The following is a 16354-nucleotide window of genomic DNA, read 5'->3' on the forward strand; positions in this document are numbered from 1 at the left end:
GGCGGTGCCCCAGGAAAGAAAGGTGGGCAGAGCGCGCAGGATCAGATCACGGAAGATCCGCCGTCGACCGGGAGATTCACGCCAGTGATGAACCGAGCTTCGTCGGATGCGAGGAACAGCACGGCATTCGAGACGTCCACCGGCTCCACCCACGGTGCGGGTAACGCCAGCAGGGTGCCGGACGCTTCGGCGAACTCGTCGAACGTCGGTACGTCGAGATCGGGACGGAACAGCTTGTAGACGGCCTCATTCTGGATCATGTCGGTGTTGCAGTTCGTCGGCGACACCACGTTTACCCGGATGGAGTGCGGCGCGAGTTCCATTGTCAAAGTGCGCATCAATCCGATCACGCCATGCTTCGACGCAACATAGTGACCGAAGCGAGCGAAGCCTTTCGCGCCGGCATCGGAGGACGTGATGACAATGGTGCCACCGCGGGCGCCGCCGACGATGTGCGGGATCGCTGCCTTGCAAGTGTTGAAGACGCCGTTGAGGTTGACGTCGATCACGTCGTTCCAGTCGCTGACGAGCAGGTCGGGAACTTCGTCGCCGAACTGGAAGATGCCTGCGTTGGCGCACACGATATCGAGCCGTCCGAGCTGCCGGACGGCGTCGTCGAGCCCGGCGGCCAGCGAAACCTGGTCGCGGACATCTGCTGTGTAGGAGACGATCTTGCGACCCTGCGCTTCGACGAGCGATACGGTCTCGGCAAGGTCTGATTCGGTGGCGGGGCGGTAGAATTCGGCCGTTCGCCCTACCTCGCCGCACACGTCGACGGCGATGATGTCGGCGCCTTCCTGCGCCAAGCGCACGGCATGGCTGCGGCCCTGGCCACGGGCCGCACCGGTGATGAACGCTACTTTTCCTTCGACTCGACCAGTCATGTCTTTTCCTTGGATTCGTTGTGGTTCAGAAAATTCGAGGGATCGAGGAACCTATGTGGTGAGTTCGAGTTCGCCCATCCGATACCAGTCTGTTCCGGGAATCTCGGTGTTGATGATGTGCGGTGTCTCTGCGAGTAACGGACGCATGGCGTCCAGGCCCGCGTGGAAATGTTCGGATGCGACGTGGGCAGCGCCCGCATCACCGTCGCGGAAGGCTTCGACGAGGACGTACCGGTGGGGATCGTCGACACGGCGAGACCATTCGAACCACAGGTTGCCGGGTTCGCGTCTCGTCTCCTCCGTGAAATCGCGGGTGTGGTCGAGCCATTCGTCTGCGTGCTCGGGACGGACGGCGAATTTGACGACGATGAAGATCATGGCACTCCGATCGTGGAGAGGGGAGGCGTCGTTTTCGGCGCGTGGGAACGCCGGTATGACGCGGAGGTGAGGTGAACGCCCGTGTGTGGGGCGGAGGTGCGAGGGTTACGACCCGTTACGACAGGTTGTACCGGTACGAGACTTTGTGCATCTCGAGTTCCATGAATGCTTCCAGATCTCGGACACCGCCGAGAGCCGGGATCTGCTGGTGCAGGAGTTGGTGCAGGTGCTGGTTGTCGCGGCAGACCACCTGCATGTAGATGTCGGCCCGGCCGATGCAAGTGGACACATAGGTGGACTCGTCGAGCGCGGTGAGTTCTTCGACGAGTGTGTCCTGCATGCCGGGCTCGACCCGGATCAGCACGAAGGCGAGGACGCTGTAACCGAGACGGAACGGATCGGCGATAGCGATGACGTTGAGCGCCCCGGACTCCTGCATCCGGCTGCTGCGGATGCGGACGGTGCCCTCCGAGACGCCGAGCTCGCGGGCGATCTGGCGATACGGCATCCGGCCGTCCTCCTGGAGGAGACGTAAGATACCGCGGTCGACATCGTCGAGACCGTCGACGGACGTATCCGCCGCTGGTTGGTCTGTATTGTTCGCGTTCGGCACCTTGCGCACCCGCTCAGTCTAGGTGGTTGGTCTGCGGCCGCCGGTCAGGCACGCGGTGCCGAGTCCAGGGTGCCACGTTGCCCATCGAACTCGTCGTCGGGCACCAGCACGGCGCGACCTCGTACCCGGCCGTGGTGCAGGTCGTCCAGGGCCTGTCGGAAGTTCGAGAACCGGTATTTGACCGTGTGCAGGCGCACCTTTCCTTCGGCGGCCAGTGCCATGAGCTCGACCAGGTCGTTGTAGGTGCCGACGAGGTTGCCGATGAAATTGATCTCGGAGCTGATGATGTCGATCGTGGGAACGTCGAGGTTGCCGCCGTAGCCGATCACGAAATACGAGCCCGCGCGGCGGAGCATCGCGACACCGGCGGCGATCGCGGTGCCTTCCCCGACGAAGTCGAGCACGACCTCAGCGCCGTTGCCGCCGGTCAGGCCGAGTACCTCTCGAGCTTCGTTGCCGTCGGCAATGACGGTGACGTCGGCGCCGATCTGCTTCGCGAGCTCGAGGGCCTCCGGGGACTGATCGACGACCACGATCCGGGCTGCGGTGAGTGATTCGAGCACCTGGACACCGATATGTCCGAGCCCGCCTGCTCCGATCACGGCCACGGTATGCCCGGGACGCAGGATCTCGGCGGCCTTACGTGCAGCGTGATATGCCGTCAGTCCCGCGTCGGCGAGCGCAGCGACATCTGCGGGCTCCAGACCCGGATCGAGGGTAACGACGCTGCGCGCGGACGTGCGCAGGTATTCGGCCATGCCGCCGTCGGCGTCGATTCCCGGGAAATCGGAGTGCGTGCAATGCACGTCGTCGCCGTTGCGGCACGATAGGCACAGTCCGCAGGTGGCCAGGGGGTGCAGGATGACGGAGTCACCGACCTTCACGTTCGTGACGGCCGAACCGATCTCGGTTACGGTGCCGGCGTTCTCGTGGCCGATGGTGTAGGGGAGGCGGACTCCGCTCTTGCCCTTCCACTGTCCTTCGATGATGTGCAGGTCGGTGCGGCATACACCGGCGCCGCGCACCTTGACGACGACGTCGTGAGGATCACGGACGGCGGGGACGGGGACGTCGTCGAGGGTGGGGACGGTGTCGTACTCGTGGACGCGGACAGCTTTCATGGTGATCAACTCCTGGTGTCGGTGACGGAATCGTGTTCGTCGGACGTGGTGGTTTCCGAGGTGGTGGGCGGTACGGGCCGTAGCATTCCGTGCGGTGTATCGCGAATCCGCCATTCGATCTGCGTTTTTTCCTGGATGCGCTGGCGGTAGTACCAGAGCACGCACGCAATCATGAGAATCCCTATACCCGTGATTGTTTCGCTGAGCCCTCCGTACCCGGTCAGCCCTGGGTTGAGAATGCCGACAACGATGGCGAAGCTGTTCACGGCGAACAAGCCACAAGCAACGAACACCCAGGGTCGGGCAAGACGGATGGGGCGCAGCATGTCGGGACGGTCGCGGCGGAGCAGCACGAACGCGCCTACTGCGAGGGTGACGGCGGTGAGATACCCGAGGTTGCTTGCGAGAAGTATCGCAATCGGTTCGCCGAGCACGATGAGGATGACGACATTGATGAGCATGTCGGTGGTCAGTGCACGCCCGGGCACGCCGTAGCGGTTGAGCTCACCGAGTTGCCGGATGGTGCCGCCCGACTGCGCGATTCCGTACAGGGAGCGGCCGCCGTCCGCGGTCGCGGTCATCATCGCGATAACGAATGCGGCCATGACGGGTACCTGCCCGAGCCATGCGTAACTGCCGAGGATGTGCTCGAATGCGATTCCGATGTAATTCACGGGATTCGCGCCGATGGTTTCCTCGCCGAGAGCGCCGACGACGACGTAAGGAACGAGAATGTACAAGCCCATGATCATCAGGGCTGACCGTCGCAGAGCACGTGAGGTGTCCTTCACCGGGTCCTTGTATTCCGCGGCGAAACTTGCGCACACCTCCGTGCCGTACGTCGTCCACGCGGTGATGTAGAACCAGACCACGATGACCTTCCAGTCGAACGGCGTACTGGATCCGGCCCAACTGATCCGGGTGACGTCGAAGTCGGCTCCCGTCGACAGGAACGGGCCGACGACGAGGACTGCGAGGCCGATCACGAGCAGCGCGCCGGTGATGCGGGCGACGCCGGCCGCGATCTTGATGCCGAAGTAGTTCAGGGCCCACGCAGTGACGATGGCCCCGATCGCGATCAGATAGGGCAGGCCGAGGTCGTGGCCGATGGGGAGACGGACCGAGATCTCGTTGTCCGGGAAGAATGCCTGCTCGATGAGCGTGCCGAGCACGACGCCTTCGACGGACAGCGACAATGACCAGCCCATCCAGTATCCGAATGCCGCGATGGCGCCCAGAGGGGCGAAATGCCGCTTCCAGCCTTCGTAGGCGTACACAGAGATGCCGCCGGAGCGGTCCGGGAACATCGCGGCCATCTCGGAGAACAGGTGGCTTTGCAGGAACGCGAAGAAGCACGCGACGGCCCAGATCGAGATGGCCGTCCAGCCACCGATCGCACCGACGGTGTACCCGAGGGTGAGAAACAGCCCGATCGGCATGTTGAGTGCGAATACCATGCCGTCGCGCCAGGTCAGCGTGCGGACCATGTGGTCGGGCGCCGGGGAATGTCCCGGTGATTCGAGCGAACTCATTGGGTGATCCCTTTCGAGTTGCCAGGAATGAGGCGAGGGTACGTCGATCACCGCACGGCGGGATACAACGAATCGATGTCGGTGCGCGATGAACGGGTGGCGATCCAGCGGCGGCACCGGATCATCAGCCGCGGCTGATCAACGATGCACGCGCCTACGAGGATGTCGTCGCGGAAGTAGAGGGCAGCGAGGTCATCGGAATGGGGGAGGAGGTGGGCTTCGGATGTGGTGTCGCCGATGATGCTGATCCGTGCTCCGAATTGATCGGACCACACGTACTGTGCGGAGGCGAGAGTGCGCTTGTCATCCGAGACGATGTTGTGCGCGACTATCGCGGCCTGTTCGGTCGCCGAGGTCCAGTGTTCGTGGCGGCGGGGGATACCGTCGGTGTCCGCCCACGCGCACACGTCACCGGCTGCCCACACGTGCGGGCCAGCGCGACCGGTGGCATCGCAGATCAGGCCCCTACGATCGAGCTCTAATCCACTTCCCTCGAGCCAGGCAGTGGCCGGGACGGCACCGACACCGACGACGACGGCGTCGCACTCGAGGACAGTGCCGTCGTCGAGGGCCACCGCCTCGACCGAGGGCACGCCCAGCAATGTAGCGACCGACCGTCCGCACAGCACACGCACGCCGTGCCGGCGTGCGAGGTCGACCAAGGGTTGTGCGGCGGAATCGCCGAGGTTGCGTGAGAGTGGGATTGCTGCAAGTTCGATCACGGTGACGTCGAGGCCGAGTTGCCGAGCCGACGACGCGATTTCGAGGCCGATGAAACCACCTCCGACGACGACGATGCGTGCGGCGGTGCGGAACGCCTCGCGGATGCGTTGCGCATCGTCGATGGTGCGCAGGGTGAACACACCGGCCGGCGCGTCGGGAAATACCGTCCGCGGGACAGCGCCGGTAGCGACCACGAGTTCGTCGTAACGCACCGTACCGGCATCCGTGTGGACGGTGTGATGGTCGACGTCGAGCCGCCGTGCTCGTTCTCCGAGTCGCAGGACGACATCGTTGTCGCGGTACCAGGTGAGATCGTGGAATGTAGCGGGGATCGAATCAGGCTCGGCGAGTGTTGATTTGGAAAGAGGAGGCCGGTCGTACGGCAGGTGCGGTTCGTCACCGATCAGTGTCACGGATCCTTCGAAACCCGCCGAACGGAGCGATTCGGCGACCCGGACACCGGCGAGCGACGCTCCCACGATGGCGACGTCAGTCATTGTTGTTCCGTTTCATCGTGAGGGCTGTGGCGGGGCAGGAGCGGACAGCGTCGAGCGCCTCGTTCTCACGGGCGGGACCGACATCGGTGGCGAGCAGTACGACCTTGCCGTTGTCATCGAGGTCGAAGATGTCGGGAGCGGAGACCACGCAGTTCGCGTAGCCCTGGCACTTACCGAGGTCGGCGATGAGTTCAGTCATGGTACTTGCCTTTTGGTTCGAATGGTCACATCGCGAGCGCGTTGACGGTGGTGCGCATGAACGACTGGAGGGGGCTCTCGCTGTCGAGCAGTAGACGACCTGTCCGAACCCTGCCGGAGTTGTAACCGATCTGCTGGATATCGGTGGCCTTCTTGTCCTCGATGAGGGTGCGATCCCACATGTCGAGCCATTCCTTGACGATGATCGGATCCGCTCCGGGCTTCGCGTACATATCGACGAACGCCCAGCACTTCTCAGGGCCGACGGGTTGGACGCTCCCGATGAAGCCGACATAGTCGTCGAGTGCAAAGAAGGATGAAGGGAAGGTGAACGCGAACCGGAACCCTTCGAGACCTGCGGGATCGACGTCACCCGGCAGCCACTTGATCGGGCCGTCGTGCCAGATTGTGTGATCGGTGGAATCGACCGTGTAATCGTCGGGACTCGTGTGGTAGGTCTTGCCGAAACTGGACTTGTGCAGGGTGGGGCAGTGGTAGCACTCGACCGCGTTCTCGGCCCACAGCTTCCAATTGCAGTTCATGTCGTACTCGTAGCGCACCTGGAACTCGTACTCGCGCAGATCCGAGTTCAGCTGATCGCTGTGGGTACGGATATCGTTGGTGAAGGACGACAAGGGTTCTGCAGCAGGGTCTGGATTGACGAAGATCCACTGGTCCCAGCGTTCGACCGATACCGGTTCGAGGGAGATCGTGGAACAGTCGAACTTCTTCTCGCGCTGCGACCTGGGGGCGGTCTTGAGCTTCCCGTCGAGCCCGTATGTCCAGCCGTGATAAGGACATTGGAGAAGCGGCTTGTTCCCGCTCGCTTCGGCGATGGCGTGGAGCCTGTGGCGGCATACGTTGACGAAGCCGCGTAGCTCTCCGTCGCGGCCGTGGGTGACGATGATCGGGACGGCGCCGGCGCGGGTCACTGCGTAGTCACCGGGCTTGGCGACGGCGGATTCATGACACGCGTACTGCCACGACTTGGCGAAGATCTGTTCTTGTTCGAGGCGGTGGATCTCGGGTGCGAAGTAGAACGGTGCTGGCAGGGTCTCTCCGTTGTCGAGAGCGGCCAGGATCTCCTCGTGCGGAGGCAGGCCATATTTCGTTCGGATGTCTTCCATCTGGATGGGCACTGTGGCGCCTTTCATGATCACGGCGGGCTGTAATGCGTATCACATGTGATTGCGTAACAGCATGCCGTCAGTATTGCGCGAAGTCAACATCTAATCGCCATTACGATACGCAATGCGTAAACTCAGGTTGTGGTAAGTGCGGCATGCGCGTCCGATGAGCTGCAGCGGCGTCGGCGATGTGAATTGCACCGGGATCAACGAAGAAGGGCAGGTACCTTGATCTCCGTGAAATGGTTGCTGTTGGTCGGGGCGATCGTGTGTGAGGTCGCGGCGACGTTGTCTCTGCGTGCGGCAACCGACAATCCCTGGTGGTACACGCTCGTCGTGATCGGTTACGTCGCATCCTTCGTGTTCCTCGCCCGCGTCCTCCGGCGAATGCCCGTCGGGGTGGCCTACGGAATCTGGGGAGCGGCCGGAATCGTGCTCACCGCAGTCATCGCTGCGTTGGTCTTCGCCGAGCCCCTCACACCGATGATGGGGGTGGGTATTGCGTGCATCATCGCCGGCGTCGTGATCGTCGAGCTCGGATCCCACCCGCCTGCGGATGAGCCATGTGACCGTGGTGAGTTGGAAGCGTCGGCACGATGACGTGGGTACTGTTGGCCTGCGCGATCGGCCTCGAAGTGCTCGGCACCTTGTGCTTGAAAGTATCCGACGGTATGGCCCGGCTGCGCTGGGTTGCGGGAACAGTGGTCTGCTACGTGCTGGCCTTCGCCCTGATCGGCGCAGTGCTCGCCCGAGGTGTTGCCGTCGGGGTGGTCTACGGGATCTGGGTGGCCTGCGGTGTCGCGCTCACGGCTGTGCTCGGCAGACTCCTCTTCAGGGACCCGCTCACCGCCAAGATGGTCTTCGGCATCGCACTGATCGTCGTGGGTGTCGTCGCTGTCGAACTCGGGGCGAATACGCCGGTGTGAGGGCCCGGCCGCGGCGTGATTCAGGTGGGCACGCGGGTCACTGCGATCGCCCGTTCGTGCAGACTGCCGAGGATCAAGGTGCCATGGTGTTCGACGACTCCGGTGACCATGGCGTAGTCGGCTCCGTCCTGCTGCAGGTCGTGGACGATCGAGCCGTCCGGTGTCACACCCAGCACCCACGCGGTGCGGGCCGGGGCGGGCAGGAAACGGTCGGGCAGCATCCACAACGCCCTGCGTAGTATGCCCGGCAGCGGAAGCAGAGTGTCCAGCACCGGATTCCGTGGTGAAGCGAGGGTGACCCAGATCAGTCCGTCACTGCCGAGTGCGATGTTGTCGGGGAATCCGGGCAGGTTGTCCACCAGTGTTTCCCGGTTGCCCGCTTCGGGGCCGCGCAGCCAGTAGCGGTTGAGTCGGTAGGCGGCGGTTTCTGCGACGATCAACGCCGCGCGGTCGGGCGTGAGCGCCACGCCATTGGCGAACTGCAGACCGTCGAGCAGCGTCTGCACTTCGCCCTCGGGCGACAGGCGGAACAAGCGTCCGGTGCCGGAGTGTTCGACCAGGTCGCCCCTCCACCGCTCCAACGGCCAGCGACGCGAGGATGCGGTGAAGTAGATCGTTCCGTCATCCGGGTCGGCTACCACATTGCTCGCGAAGTTCAGTGGTTCGTCGTCGACGGCGTCGACCAGCACCGTGACCGAACGTCCCGGACCGGGCCAGTGCAGGAGTCCGCGCTCGGCGTCACAGATGAGCAGTGATCCGTCCGGCCCGGCGTGGAGGCCCAGTGGGCGACCGCCGGTGTCGAGCACGGTGGTGACTTCTTCCGCGTCGATGTCGACGCGGAGGATCTCACCCGTGTCGATACCCGTGTAGATGCATCCGTCTGTGCCGAGAACGACGTCCTCGGGGCCGGCGCCCGGCAGCGCGATCTGCCGAGCCGGGGGCAATGGAGGTGTGCTCGTCTTCCTCTTTGCTCGCGGTGGTGCCGGGGGTGGGGTCCAACAGTGAGGCCGTAGACGCGTGGAGGAACGGGAAGCTGCGGTCATGTCATCTCCGACTCCGATGGCGCACCTGAGGAGGACTCGAGGGTACGCGGTCCTGACGCATCGTTCGTCGAACTTATGTGTCGGTGTGTCGGTCTTCGTATCCGATGGGGGCGCCGCGCGGATTCCGACGGGACGCTTGACCAGGCGACTGCGATCGCGGCGGCCTGAGTCGGGAGCGAATCTGTACAACCGTATTCCGCCCCGGTAGCGTCCCGAACGGCCGTCCAGGTTCGGGGGAAGGAACGCTCGATGAAGCTCCTCAGGTGTGCCGGTGCAGTAGCTGTGACGGCGATGCTGACGGTGCCGCTCGCATATGCCGACCCTGCGCCCCCGGTCGAGTCGTACTCCCTGCAGGAACTTGTCGGTCCGTACCCGTCGGACTTCCCCGCACGAGGCAATCACATCGCGGTGCTGGATGGTTTCACCGCGATCCGTGACACCCATCCTGACCTGGTGCAACGCAACCTCGACCGGACTGTCGAGATCAACAACAACGCGACGCCGATCGAGCAGCAGCGTGCACTGTTCGATGCCGACCACGAGCGCCTGCTGTCGTTGTCGGACGCTCTTGGTGAGGGGCTCGGCGAAGCGTTCCGGGTCGCGCTGGCCGAAGGCCGGTTGCCCAAGGTGCACGCGCTGCTCGGAGGGGAGGTGGGGCGGGCCGTCGGTGTCACCAACCTGTCGCTCCTGGAGAAGCAGCATTGGAACAATCCGAGGCCGTTCGAAGTGTCCCCCGACCGCATCCACTACTACTTCGGTGATGGCGTCAGTGGTTCCGCCGACCCGTATGTCGAGGTCGGCGGTACGAGTTCGTATCCCTCGGGCCACACGTCGGGGGCGTATCTCAATGGGATCCTGCTCGCGGATATGTTGCCCGAACTGGCGTCGCAGATCCTTGCCCGTGCCTCGGAGGTGGGTAACAGCAGGATCGTGCTCGGCGTGCACTATCCGCTCGATGTGATGGGCGGCCGCATCATGGGTCAGGTCGCGGCTGCGCAGCGATTGAACGATCCCGCCTTCGCACGATTGGTCGACGAAGCGGAGGACGAGCTTCGAGCGGAACTCGAGCGGTCCGTCGGTGTCCCGCTCGGTGAGTACATGGCCACCGACGCCCCGTATCGCCGGTCGGACGTGGCACGCGACGAATTCCGAGAGCGGATGACCTACGGCTTCGACCTGATCGATCCTTCGATGGTGAACGACATCCCCGCCGAGGCTGCTGTGCTGATGCGGAGCGTCGCACCTGAGCTGACCGATGGGCAGCGACTGGACATACTGCGGCGCACCGCAATTCCCGCAGGCTACCCACTCGATCAAGCCGGGCCTGACGGAGGATGGTTGCGCATCGATCTCCCCGCAGCCTACGGCGCACTGTAGCGACTCGCCGTCCGATCGCCGCGGATCGCAGACAGTGCGTCGGTTCGAACGTGGGTCAACTCGAGTGCTTGTAGTTCGAACGATGGATACCGTCAGCCTTGCGAAGGGTGCAACGTACGGGCAGTCGGTTGAATCGGCCGACCACACGCTCGAGCAGTTCGGCGCGCGAAGCGAAGTGCCCGTAGAGCGTGATGCGGCCGAGTACACCGCTGTACGGGTTACGGTAACAGGGTCACAACTTGAACGGAGCTGTTCAACTTATCGATCTCCCGGTCGGAGGCGTGACCGCTATGGCTACCTACACATTCGATGTGTTCTCCACACTCGACGGATACGGATCGTCGGAAGTCTGGCCTGGTTACTGGGGCAAAGAAGGTCCTGAACTGGTCGCGGATCGCGAGAAGATCTTCTCGCCGGACAAGATCCTCGTGCTCGGCGCGACGACCTACCGGACGTGGTCGAGGCTGTCGGAACTGATCGACGATCCCAGCTTCGAGTGGCTCTATGCGATGCAGAAGGTGGTTCTCTCGACCACCCTCGAGGGGCCGCTGAAGTGGCCGAACACAACCCTCGTCGCCGAGGATGCCCTCACCGCTGTTCCGCGATTGAAGGCAGAGTCGGATCTGCCGTTGCGCTCACACGGAAGCATGACGATGAATCGTGCGCTCATGGCAGCCGGCCTCGTCGACCGAATCGAGGTTGTCGTCTTCCCGGTGGTCACCGGCGCAACAGGACGCGATCCGATCTGGGCCGGAGCACAGGACTTCGATCTCGAGCTCATCGAGTCCCGAACGTTCGACGGGAAGACCCAGCAGTTGGTCTACGTCCCGACCCTCCACAAGGCCTCTCGCGAATAAGGGAAGACCTCGTGTGTTCGACGGCTCGATAGGCTTGTGAAGGCACCAGATCTTGCATTCTGTGAAGAGGAGCGCCCGATGACCGAACACAAGCCTCATACCGTTACCCCTGAATGGTTGTACGAACAGCTCGGCGACGAAGACCTGGTGGTCGTCGACGCGACCACTCACCTGACGATGCCGCCGGACGGCTCGGTGCACATCGAACCCGGTCTCGCCACGTACCTCGAGGCGCACATCCCCGGCGCGGTGTACGCGGACCTGTTCACGGACTTCTCGGAGCACCTGGCTCCTCTGCCGTTCACCGCAGCGTCGTCCGAACGGTTCGCGGCCGCCGCAGGAGCGGTAGGAATCGGGCAGGGGCGTCGCGTCGTGGTGTACGACCAATCGTCCGGAGTCTGGGCCGCGCGCCTGTGGTGGCAGTTGCGGTTCGAGGGGTTCGACGACGTCGCTGTACTCGACGGGGGACTACCTGCGTGGCAGGCGGCGGGGTTCCCGGTGTCGGATGAGCAGGTGATCCCGCATGCGACGACCTTGACGACGGACCGCCGACCCGAGTTGGTGCGTTCCACCGAAGAAGTCGCGGGTGCCCTCGATGACGAGAACACTCTGATCATCAACGCGCTCGACCCGGCAACCTATCGGGGCGAGAGCCCGTCCTACCCTCGCCGCGGCCACATTCCGGGCAGCATCAACATCCCGTTCGGTGATCTCGTCGATCCGTCGACCGGCCGGTTGAAGCCGACGGACGAACTGCGAGCAGTGTTCGAGAAGGCAGGTGCGCTGGACCCGGCCGTACAACCGGTGACGTACTGCGGAGGCGGGATCGCCGCAGCAGGTCTTGCGCATGCGCTCGCGGCGGCGGGGCGTTCGGATGTCGCGGTGTACGACGGGTCTCTCAATGCGTGGACTGACGACGAGTCGCTGCCCTTGGTGGAAGGCCCGAATCCTCGTTGAAGGACGAAGGACTGCGCGGCACTCGGCTTTCGAACGTACGATGGCCGCGACGGACTTCCCAAGGATGCGCAGGTGCACTCCGTGCCCATAGACAACGACGTGTACAACCGGGTCGGCGACACCTGGTGGGACGAGGACAACCCGCTCAACATGTTGCACGGGAGCCTCACGTCGGGTCGCTTTGCGTACTTCCGTGACGTGCTCGGGGATCACGTGGGTGGTGACTACGCCGGAATGCGGGCCCTCGACATCGGCTCGGGCGGTGGGTTCCTCGCCGAGGAGTTCGCGAAGATCGGTTTCCGTGTGGTCGGTGTCGATCCGTCCGCGATATCACTGGACACGGCGCGCACGCATGCGGCGGCGGGAGAACTGGACATCGACTATCGGCTCGGTGTGGGAGAGCAGCTGCCGGTGCGGGACGCCGAGTTCGGCGTCGTGTACTGCTGTGATGTGCTCGAGCATGTGTCCGACCCGGATGCGGTGATGGGTGAGGTCGCGCGGGCCCTCGAGCCAGGAGGCCTGTTTCTTTTCGACACCATCAACCGCACCTGGACGAGCCGGCTCGTCGCCATCAAGATCATGCAGGAATGGCGGTGGACCCGATTGTTCGACACCCCAATCCACGATTGGTCGATGTGTATCAGGCCGGAAGAACTCGTGGAGGTCATGGGCCGGCACGGTTTGCGGGCAGGCAACATCGTGGGGCTCGGTCCGCGGTCCAAGAATCCACTCCGGGTGTTCGACATGGCGCGAGCGGCGCGCGGACGTCTTCCCTGGGGAGAGGTGAGCCGCCGGCTCGACTTCGGGCGAATGAGATTCACCGGAATCTCCTACATGGGTTACGCGGTCAAGGAGTGACACCGGGAAGCGCTTCGACGCACGAGCAGCCGAGCTCGGCAGCATCCTCATCCGGCGGAGATTCCGTTCTCCGGGAGTAGTTCGAAGGGCGCTGGGGCAGTCGCGACGCCGTTGACCTGGAGGGCGACGGCGTGCTCGCCGGGGTAGTAGCGGCGGGTGGTGATCGGCCGGAACGAGTGTTCCCTCTCGATTGCGAATTGCTCCCCGGGAGCCAGTTCGCGGGTGGCGAGTTTGAAGACCTTCGTGCTCGAGGCACCGTTGGCCTTGCGGTGATGGATGATGTAGTCGATGGCCAGGCGTGCCGGCTCCGTGCCCGTGTTGCGGAGAGCCGCAGTGAATTGGACCGTGCCGCTCCAGGGCACTCGCGCGGCGACGATGTGAGGACCGTCGACATCGACCGACGCCGGCGCGAAGCCGAGCAGCGCAAGGGCTCCGACATGGCCGCATTTGACGAGGGTCCGCAATCCGTGACGAACGAGCGCCGGCGTCGTGTCGGCCGGGTCGCTGAGCCACCTGCGTGCGGTGTCGACGACCAGATCGGGATCGTCGCGGCTGAGGTCGTTCAGGTGATTGGCCACCGAGCGACGCACGTACTCATTGTCGTCCCGGTACAGGGCGTCCAGGATCGGGACGGTGATGCCGCGTCGCGCAACGATCTCCGGAACCCGCACTGCCCAGGGGAGATAGGGCCGGGTCCCTTCGCTGGCCAACCGTCTGACGTGTTCGTCGGCCGACGTCGTCCACTCGGCAACGATGGTGAGCGCTCGGTCGAGGTCGTGACGGAGGAGTGTCCGGATGGCGAATTCGGAGGTCAAGCGGCCGGTCAACTCTGCCAGTAGCGCCATTGCATCGGTGAATGCCGCGTCGCTGTCGTCGTGCACGGCCCTGGTCGCGACAGCGCTGGTGACGGGCCAGAGCAACCACCCACCGAAATCCGGCGAGTGGTTGTAGGCGCTGCGGACGACCACGGCGAGCGTGGCGTAGTCTCCGGGGACGTCCGCTAGGAGTGCGTCGCGCAGCAGGTCGGCGCGCTCGCGCAGAGTCGATCCGTCGAGTTCGTGGGCGGCGCGAGGAAGCTTCCGCAGCTGCTGTTCAGGTGCGGCGTCCTGGATCGACTTCGACAGCTGTTCGGCCACGTGTGGTCCGATGAGCTCATCAGCAAAAGGCATGAGGCCATCATCCCTGCAGGGAGGTCCGTGCACACCGCTGAGTGATGACTCGGGAATCGGTCAGGGGTAGTTCGGGTTGTTGAACTCCGGGATCTCGATGCTGATCGTCTGTAGTTCGGACATGTAGAGCAGAACGAACTGGCGGAGCAGCTCGTCGAAGGTCCAATACGCCTCCGGTGCCAGCGGCAAGGGGAGCAGCCCCTCGCGCACGGCGACGAACGGTCCCCATGCCACGTCGAGCAGTGTGCCCCACACCGGTTCGCGCGGGATGTTCAGCCAGTTGGCGATTTCGTCGCCGAGCATGAAACGCGTGAGGGCACCCAGGATGGGCCGGCTGAGGAGCGTGAGGTCGAGCCCTGCGCCGAGATCGAGGAGCATGTCGGCAAGCTCGAGTCCCTCGGTGGTGGGAGCCAGAATCGGATCCAGCGATTCTCGAGCTTGGGCATCGGCATCGTCCCACGTCGCGGGGATGTACTGGTCTTCGATACCGAGCATGTGCGCGCTGATCTGCCAGGAGTGGAGGAAGCCCTCGGACTCGTCGGCGGGGATGGGCACCTTCCACTTCTTCAATGTGCGCATGACGGTGGTGGGCAGGCTGTGCCAGGTGACCATCATGTCGTGCTGGCTGATCGGAATATCTTCGGGCGCGGCGCCGGTCCAGTGCGGTGACTGCGGAAGCAGGTGCCTCACGGCAGCATGCACGAGTCTGGTTTTCACGGCGGTCACGATCATCTCGCCATCGTCGAGATATGCGTTGCGGGAACCGATGTCGTACCCCAGTTTCGCGGTCTTGGAGATGCGGCGCTTCATGTTGGCGCCGCCCTTCGAGTAGTACACGGCGAGAGCCTCTTTCGGAATGACGGTGCTCATCATGCCGCTCGCGAACCCGTACAGGACGCCGAGGTAGAGACCCCGCTTCTCGTTGAACCGCACCGCGGTCTCGAGCTTGCCTCGGTCTGCCCACTCCGGCAGCCGGCGCGCCCGCTCCATGAAATCCCGCAGATCGGCCGGGAGCCCGTCGGGCAAGGGCTGCCCGTTCTTCGTCCATGTTCGGAGGAGTTGGTTGACCCTGGGTACATCGCCACGGTCGAGGAGCGATGCGACCAGTGGATCGGCTTCGGTGTCCCAGACGGTTCTCGGGTCTGCGCCGCTGCCGGTGCCCGGGATCGAGCCCGCCGGCGACCACCTCCAGGGTTGTGCGTTGGCAGGTGATGCGAGCGCGATCGCGCTGAGCGCGCTCAGCGCTCCGCCCGCCTGCAAGATCTTTCGTCTACTCAGTTCGGCCATGCCATCTACCCCCGGGGTAAGATTGTGAGAAACAGGGTTACAAGATCCGTTACTGCGTATCATTTTCTAGCACGGTGTGATGACGGATGTGTGCAGTTTTGTGAAATTGAGGTGCTCGGCCGCCGTGTAACCTCGAATGTCCAGGAGGTGATCGTGGATTCTCTGCCGGCCGCCCGGTCCGAAACCCTGCTCGAGCGCGCGTTCCTCGAAGCCGTTGAGCAAGTCGACGACGTCGATGCAGTGCGCACACGCCTGCTGGACGCGGCCCACGAGCAGTTCTGCCGGTCGGGAATTCAACGCTCGTCGATGGAGGAAGTCGCCAGAAGGGCGAATCTGTCGCGGGTCACGCTCTACCGGAGATTCGAGTCGAAGGATGCGCTCGTCGAGCAGGTCCTGCTGCGTGAGTTCCGCCGATACTTCGATCGGTTCCTCGTCGATATCCGATCCGCACAGACGGCCGCCGACCGCATCGTCCTCGGGTTCGTCAGCTCGCTGAGGGCAATCCGGACCAACTCGCTGATCGGGGGTCTCCTCGACGCCGAACCGACACTGCTTGCAGGGTCCCTCGTCGATGACGGTCGAATGCTTGCCATTGCGCGGCAGTTCGTCGCCGTCCAGCTTCGCCGCGAACAGCAGGCGGGCACCATCTCACGCAGACTGAACATCGATCTGACGGCAGAGATGATGGTGCGGATCGCGGCGTCGTTCCTGATGGTCCCGACTGATCTCGTCGACCTCGACGACGACGATCAGCTCGCAGCGATCGCGCGCGAATTCATCGTGCCGATGGTCGAGCCGGCCGGCTAG

18 protein-coding genes are annotated in these 16354 nt (G+C 63.9%); 7 read left to right on the forward strand and 11 right to left on the reverse strand.

The window, feature by feature from the left end; genetic code table 11:
• Positions 1–41: 41 nt before the first annotated feature.
• From Q7514_RS24870 to Q7514_RS24905, 8 genes are all read right to left on the reverse strand, one after another.
• Positions 42–884: a mycofactocin-coupled SDR family oxidoreductase gene (locus tag Q7514_RS24870; RefSeq protein WP_330135931.1), complete on the reverse strand. Its 843-nt coding sequence runs from the start codon at positions 882–884 to the stop codon at positions 42–44.
• A 51-nt stretch (positions 885–935) separates the two neighbouring features.
• Positions 936–1262, reverse strand: coding sequence for a putative quinol monooxygenase (locus Q7514_RS24875; protein WP_330135932.1), 327 nt, complete (start codon positions 1260–1262; stop codon positions 936–938).
• 115 nt (positions 1263–1377) lie between these two features.
• Complete coding sequence (locus Q7514_RS24880) at positions 1378–1884, reverse strand: Lrp/AsnC family transcriptional regulator (protein WP_330135933.1); 507 nt, start codon at positions 1882–1884, stop codon at positions 1378–1380.
• A 35-nt stretch (positions 1885–1919) separates the two neighbouring features.
• The gene (locus Q7514_RS24885; protein WP_330135934.1) at positions 1920–2996 is read right to left on the reverse strand and encodes an NAD(P)-dependent alcohol dehydrogenase; all 1077 of its coding nucleotides are present in this window, start codon (positions 2994–2996) and stop codon (positions 1920–1922) included.
• A gap of 5 nt (positions 2997–3001) precedes the next feature.
• Positions 3002–4528 (reverse strand): APC family permease, encoded by a 1527-nt coding sequence (locus Q7514_RS24890; protein ID WP_330135935.1) that lies wholly within the window; start codon positions 4526–4528, stop codon positions 3002–3004.
• Between the two features lie 47 nt (positions 4529–4575).
• Positions 4576–5748, reverse strand: a complete 1173-nt coding sequence (locus Q7514_RS24895) for an NAD(P)/FAD-dependent oxidoreductase (protein ID WP_330135936.1) — start codon at positions 5746–5748, stop codon at positions 4576–4578.
• Positions 5741–5947, reverse strand: a complete 207-nt coding sequence (locus Q7514_RS24900) for a ferredoxin (protein ID WP_330135937.1) — start codon at positions 5945–5947, stop codon at positions 5741–5743. Before Q7514_RS24900 ends, Q7514_RS24895 begins: the two co-directional genes overlap by 8 nt.
• 25 nt (positions 5948–5972) lie before the next feature.
• Positions 5973–7085, reverse strand: a complete 1113-nt coding sequence (locus tag Q7514_RS24905; protein ID WP_330135938.1) for an aromatic ring-hydroxylating dioxygenase subunit alpha — start codon at positions 7083–7085, stop codon at positions 5973–5975.
• Between the two features lie 225 nt (positions 7086–7310).
• Here Q7514_RS24905 and Q7514_RS24910 point away from each other — a divergent pair, with 225 nt between their 5' ends.
• Entirely contained in the window at positions 7311–7673 is a 363-nt protein-coding gene (locus tag Q7514_RS24910) for a DMT family transporter (RefSeq protein ID WP_330135939.1), read from the forward strand.
• A complete protein-coding gene (locus Q7514_RS24915; protein WP_330135940.1) occupies positions 7670–7999 on the forward strand; it encodes a DMT family transporter in 330 nt (109 codons plus the stop codon). Before Q7514_RS24910 ends, Q7514_RS24915 begins: the two co-directional genes overlap by 4 nt.
• A gap of 20 nt (positions 8000–8019) precedes the next feature.
• On the opposite strand, the gene Q7514_RS24920 is transcribed toward Q7514_RS24915, so the two are convergent.
• On the reverse strand, positions 8020–8943 hold the full coding sequence (locus Q7514_RS24920; protein WP_330135941.1) for an SMP-30/gluconolactonase/LRE family protein: 924 nt from the start codon (positions 8941–8943) through the stop codon (positions 8020–8022).
• Positions 8944–9291: 348 nt separating this feature from the next.
• On the opposite strand from Q7514_RS24920, the gene Q7514_RS24925 reads away from it, so the two are divergent.
• The 4 genes from Q7514_RS24925 (at position 9292) to ubiG (ending at position 13091) form a co-directional block, all read left to right on the forward strand.
• Positions 9292–10419 carry an acid phosphatase gene (locus tag Q7514_RS24925; protein WP_330135942.1) on the forward strand — a complete coding sequence of 376 codons (1128 nt, stop codon included), beginning with the start codon at positions 9292–9294 and terminating at the stop codon, positions 10417–10419.
• Between the two features lie 290 nt (positions 10420–10709).
• Positions 10710–11276: a dihydrofolate reductase family protein gene (locus Q7514_RS24930; RefSeq protein ID WP_330135943.1), complete on the forward strand. Its 567-nt coding sequence runs from the start codon at positions 10710–10712 to the stop codon at positions 11274–11276.
• 78 nt (positions 11277–11354) lie between these two features.
• A complete protein-coding gene (locus tag Q7514_RS24935) occupies positions 11355–12233 on the forward strand; it encodes a sulfurtransferase (protein WP_330135944.1) in 879 nt (292 codons plus the stop codon).
• Positions 12234–12314: 81 nt separating this feature from the next.
• On the forward strand, positions 12315–13091 hold the full coding sequence (gene ubiG, locus Q7514_RS24940; protein WP_408016180.1) for a bifunctional 2-polyprenyl-6-hydroxyphenol methylase/3-demethylubiquinol 3-O-methyltransferase UbiG: 777 nt from the start codon (positions 12315–12317) through the stop codon (positions 13089–13091).
• A gap of 47 nt (positions 13092–13138) precedes the next feature.
• Here the strand turns inward: ubiG and Q7514_RS24945 are convergent, their stop codons facing one another.
• Together Q7514_RS24945 and Q7514_RS24950 are read right to left on the reverse strand one after the other, a co-directional pair.
• Positions 13139–14260, reverse strand: a complete 1122-nt coding sequence (locus tag Q7514_RS24945) for a DNA alkylation repair protein (protein ID WP_330135946.1) — start codon at positions 14258–14260, stop codon at positions 13139–13141.
• Between the two features lie 60 nt (positions 14261–14320).
• Complete coding sequence (locus Q7514_RS24950; RefSeq protein ID WP_330135947.1) at positions 14321–15547, reverse strand: oxygenase MpaB family protein; 1227 nt, start codon at positions 15545–15547, stop codon at positions 14321–14323.
• A 147-nt stretch (positions 15548–15694) separates the two neighbouring features.
• On the opposite strand from Q7514_RS24950, the gene Q7514_RS24955 reads away from it, so the two are divergent.
• Positions 15695–16354, forward strand: coding sequence for a TetR/AcrR family transcriptional regulator (locus Q7514_RS24955; protein ID WP_330135948.1), 660 nt, complete (start codon positions 15695–15697; stop codon positions 16352–16354).

The organism is Rhodococcus artemisiae, from assembly GCF_036327795.1.
Lineage (GTDB): Bacteria > Actinomycetota > Actinomycetes > Mycobacteriales > Mycobacteriaceae > Rhodococcus > Rhodococcus artemisiae.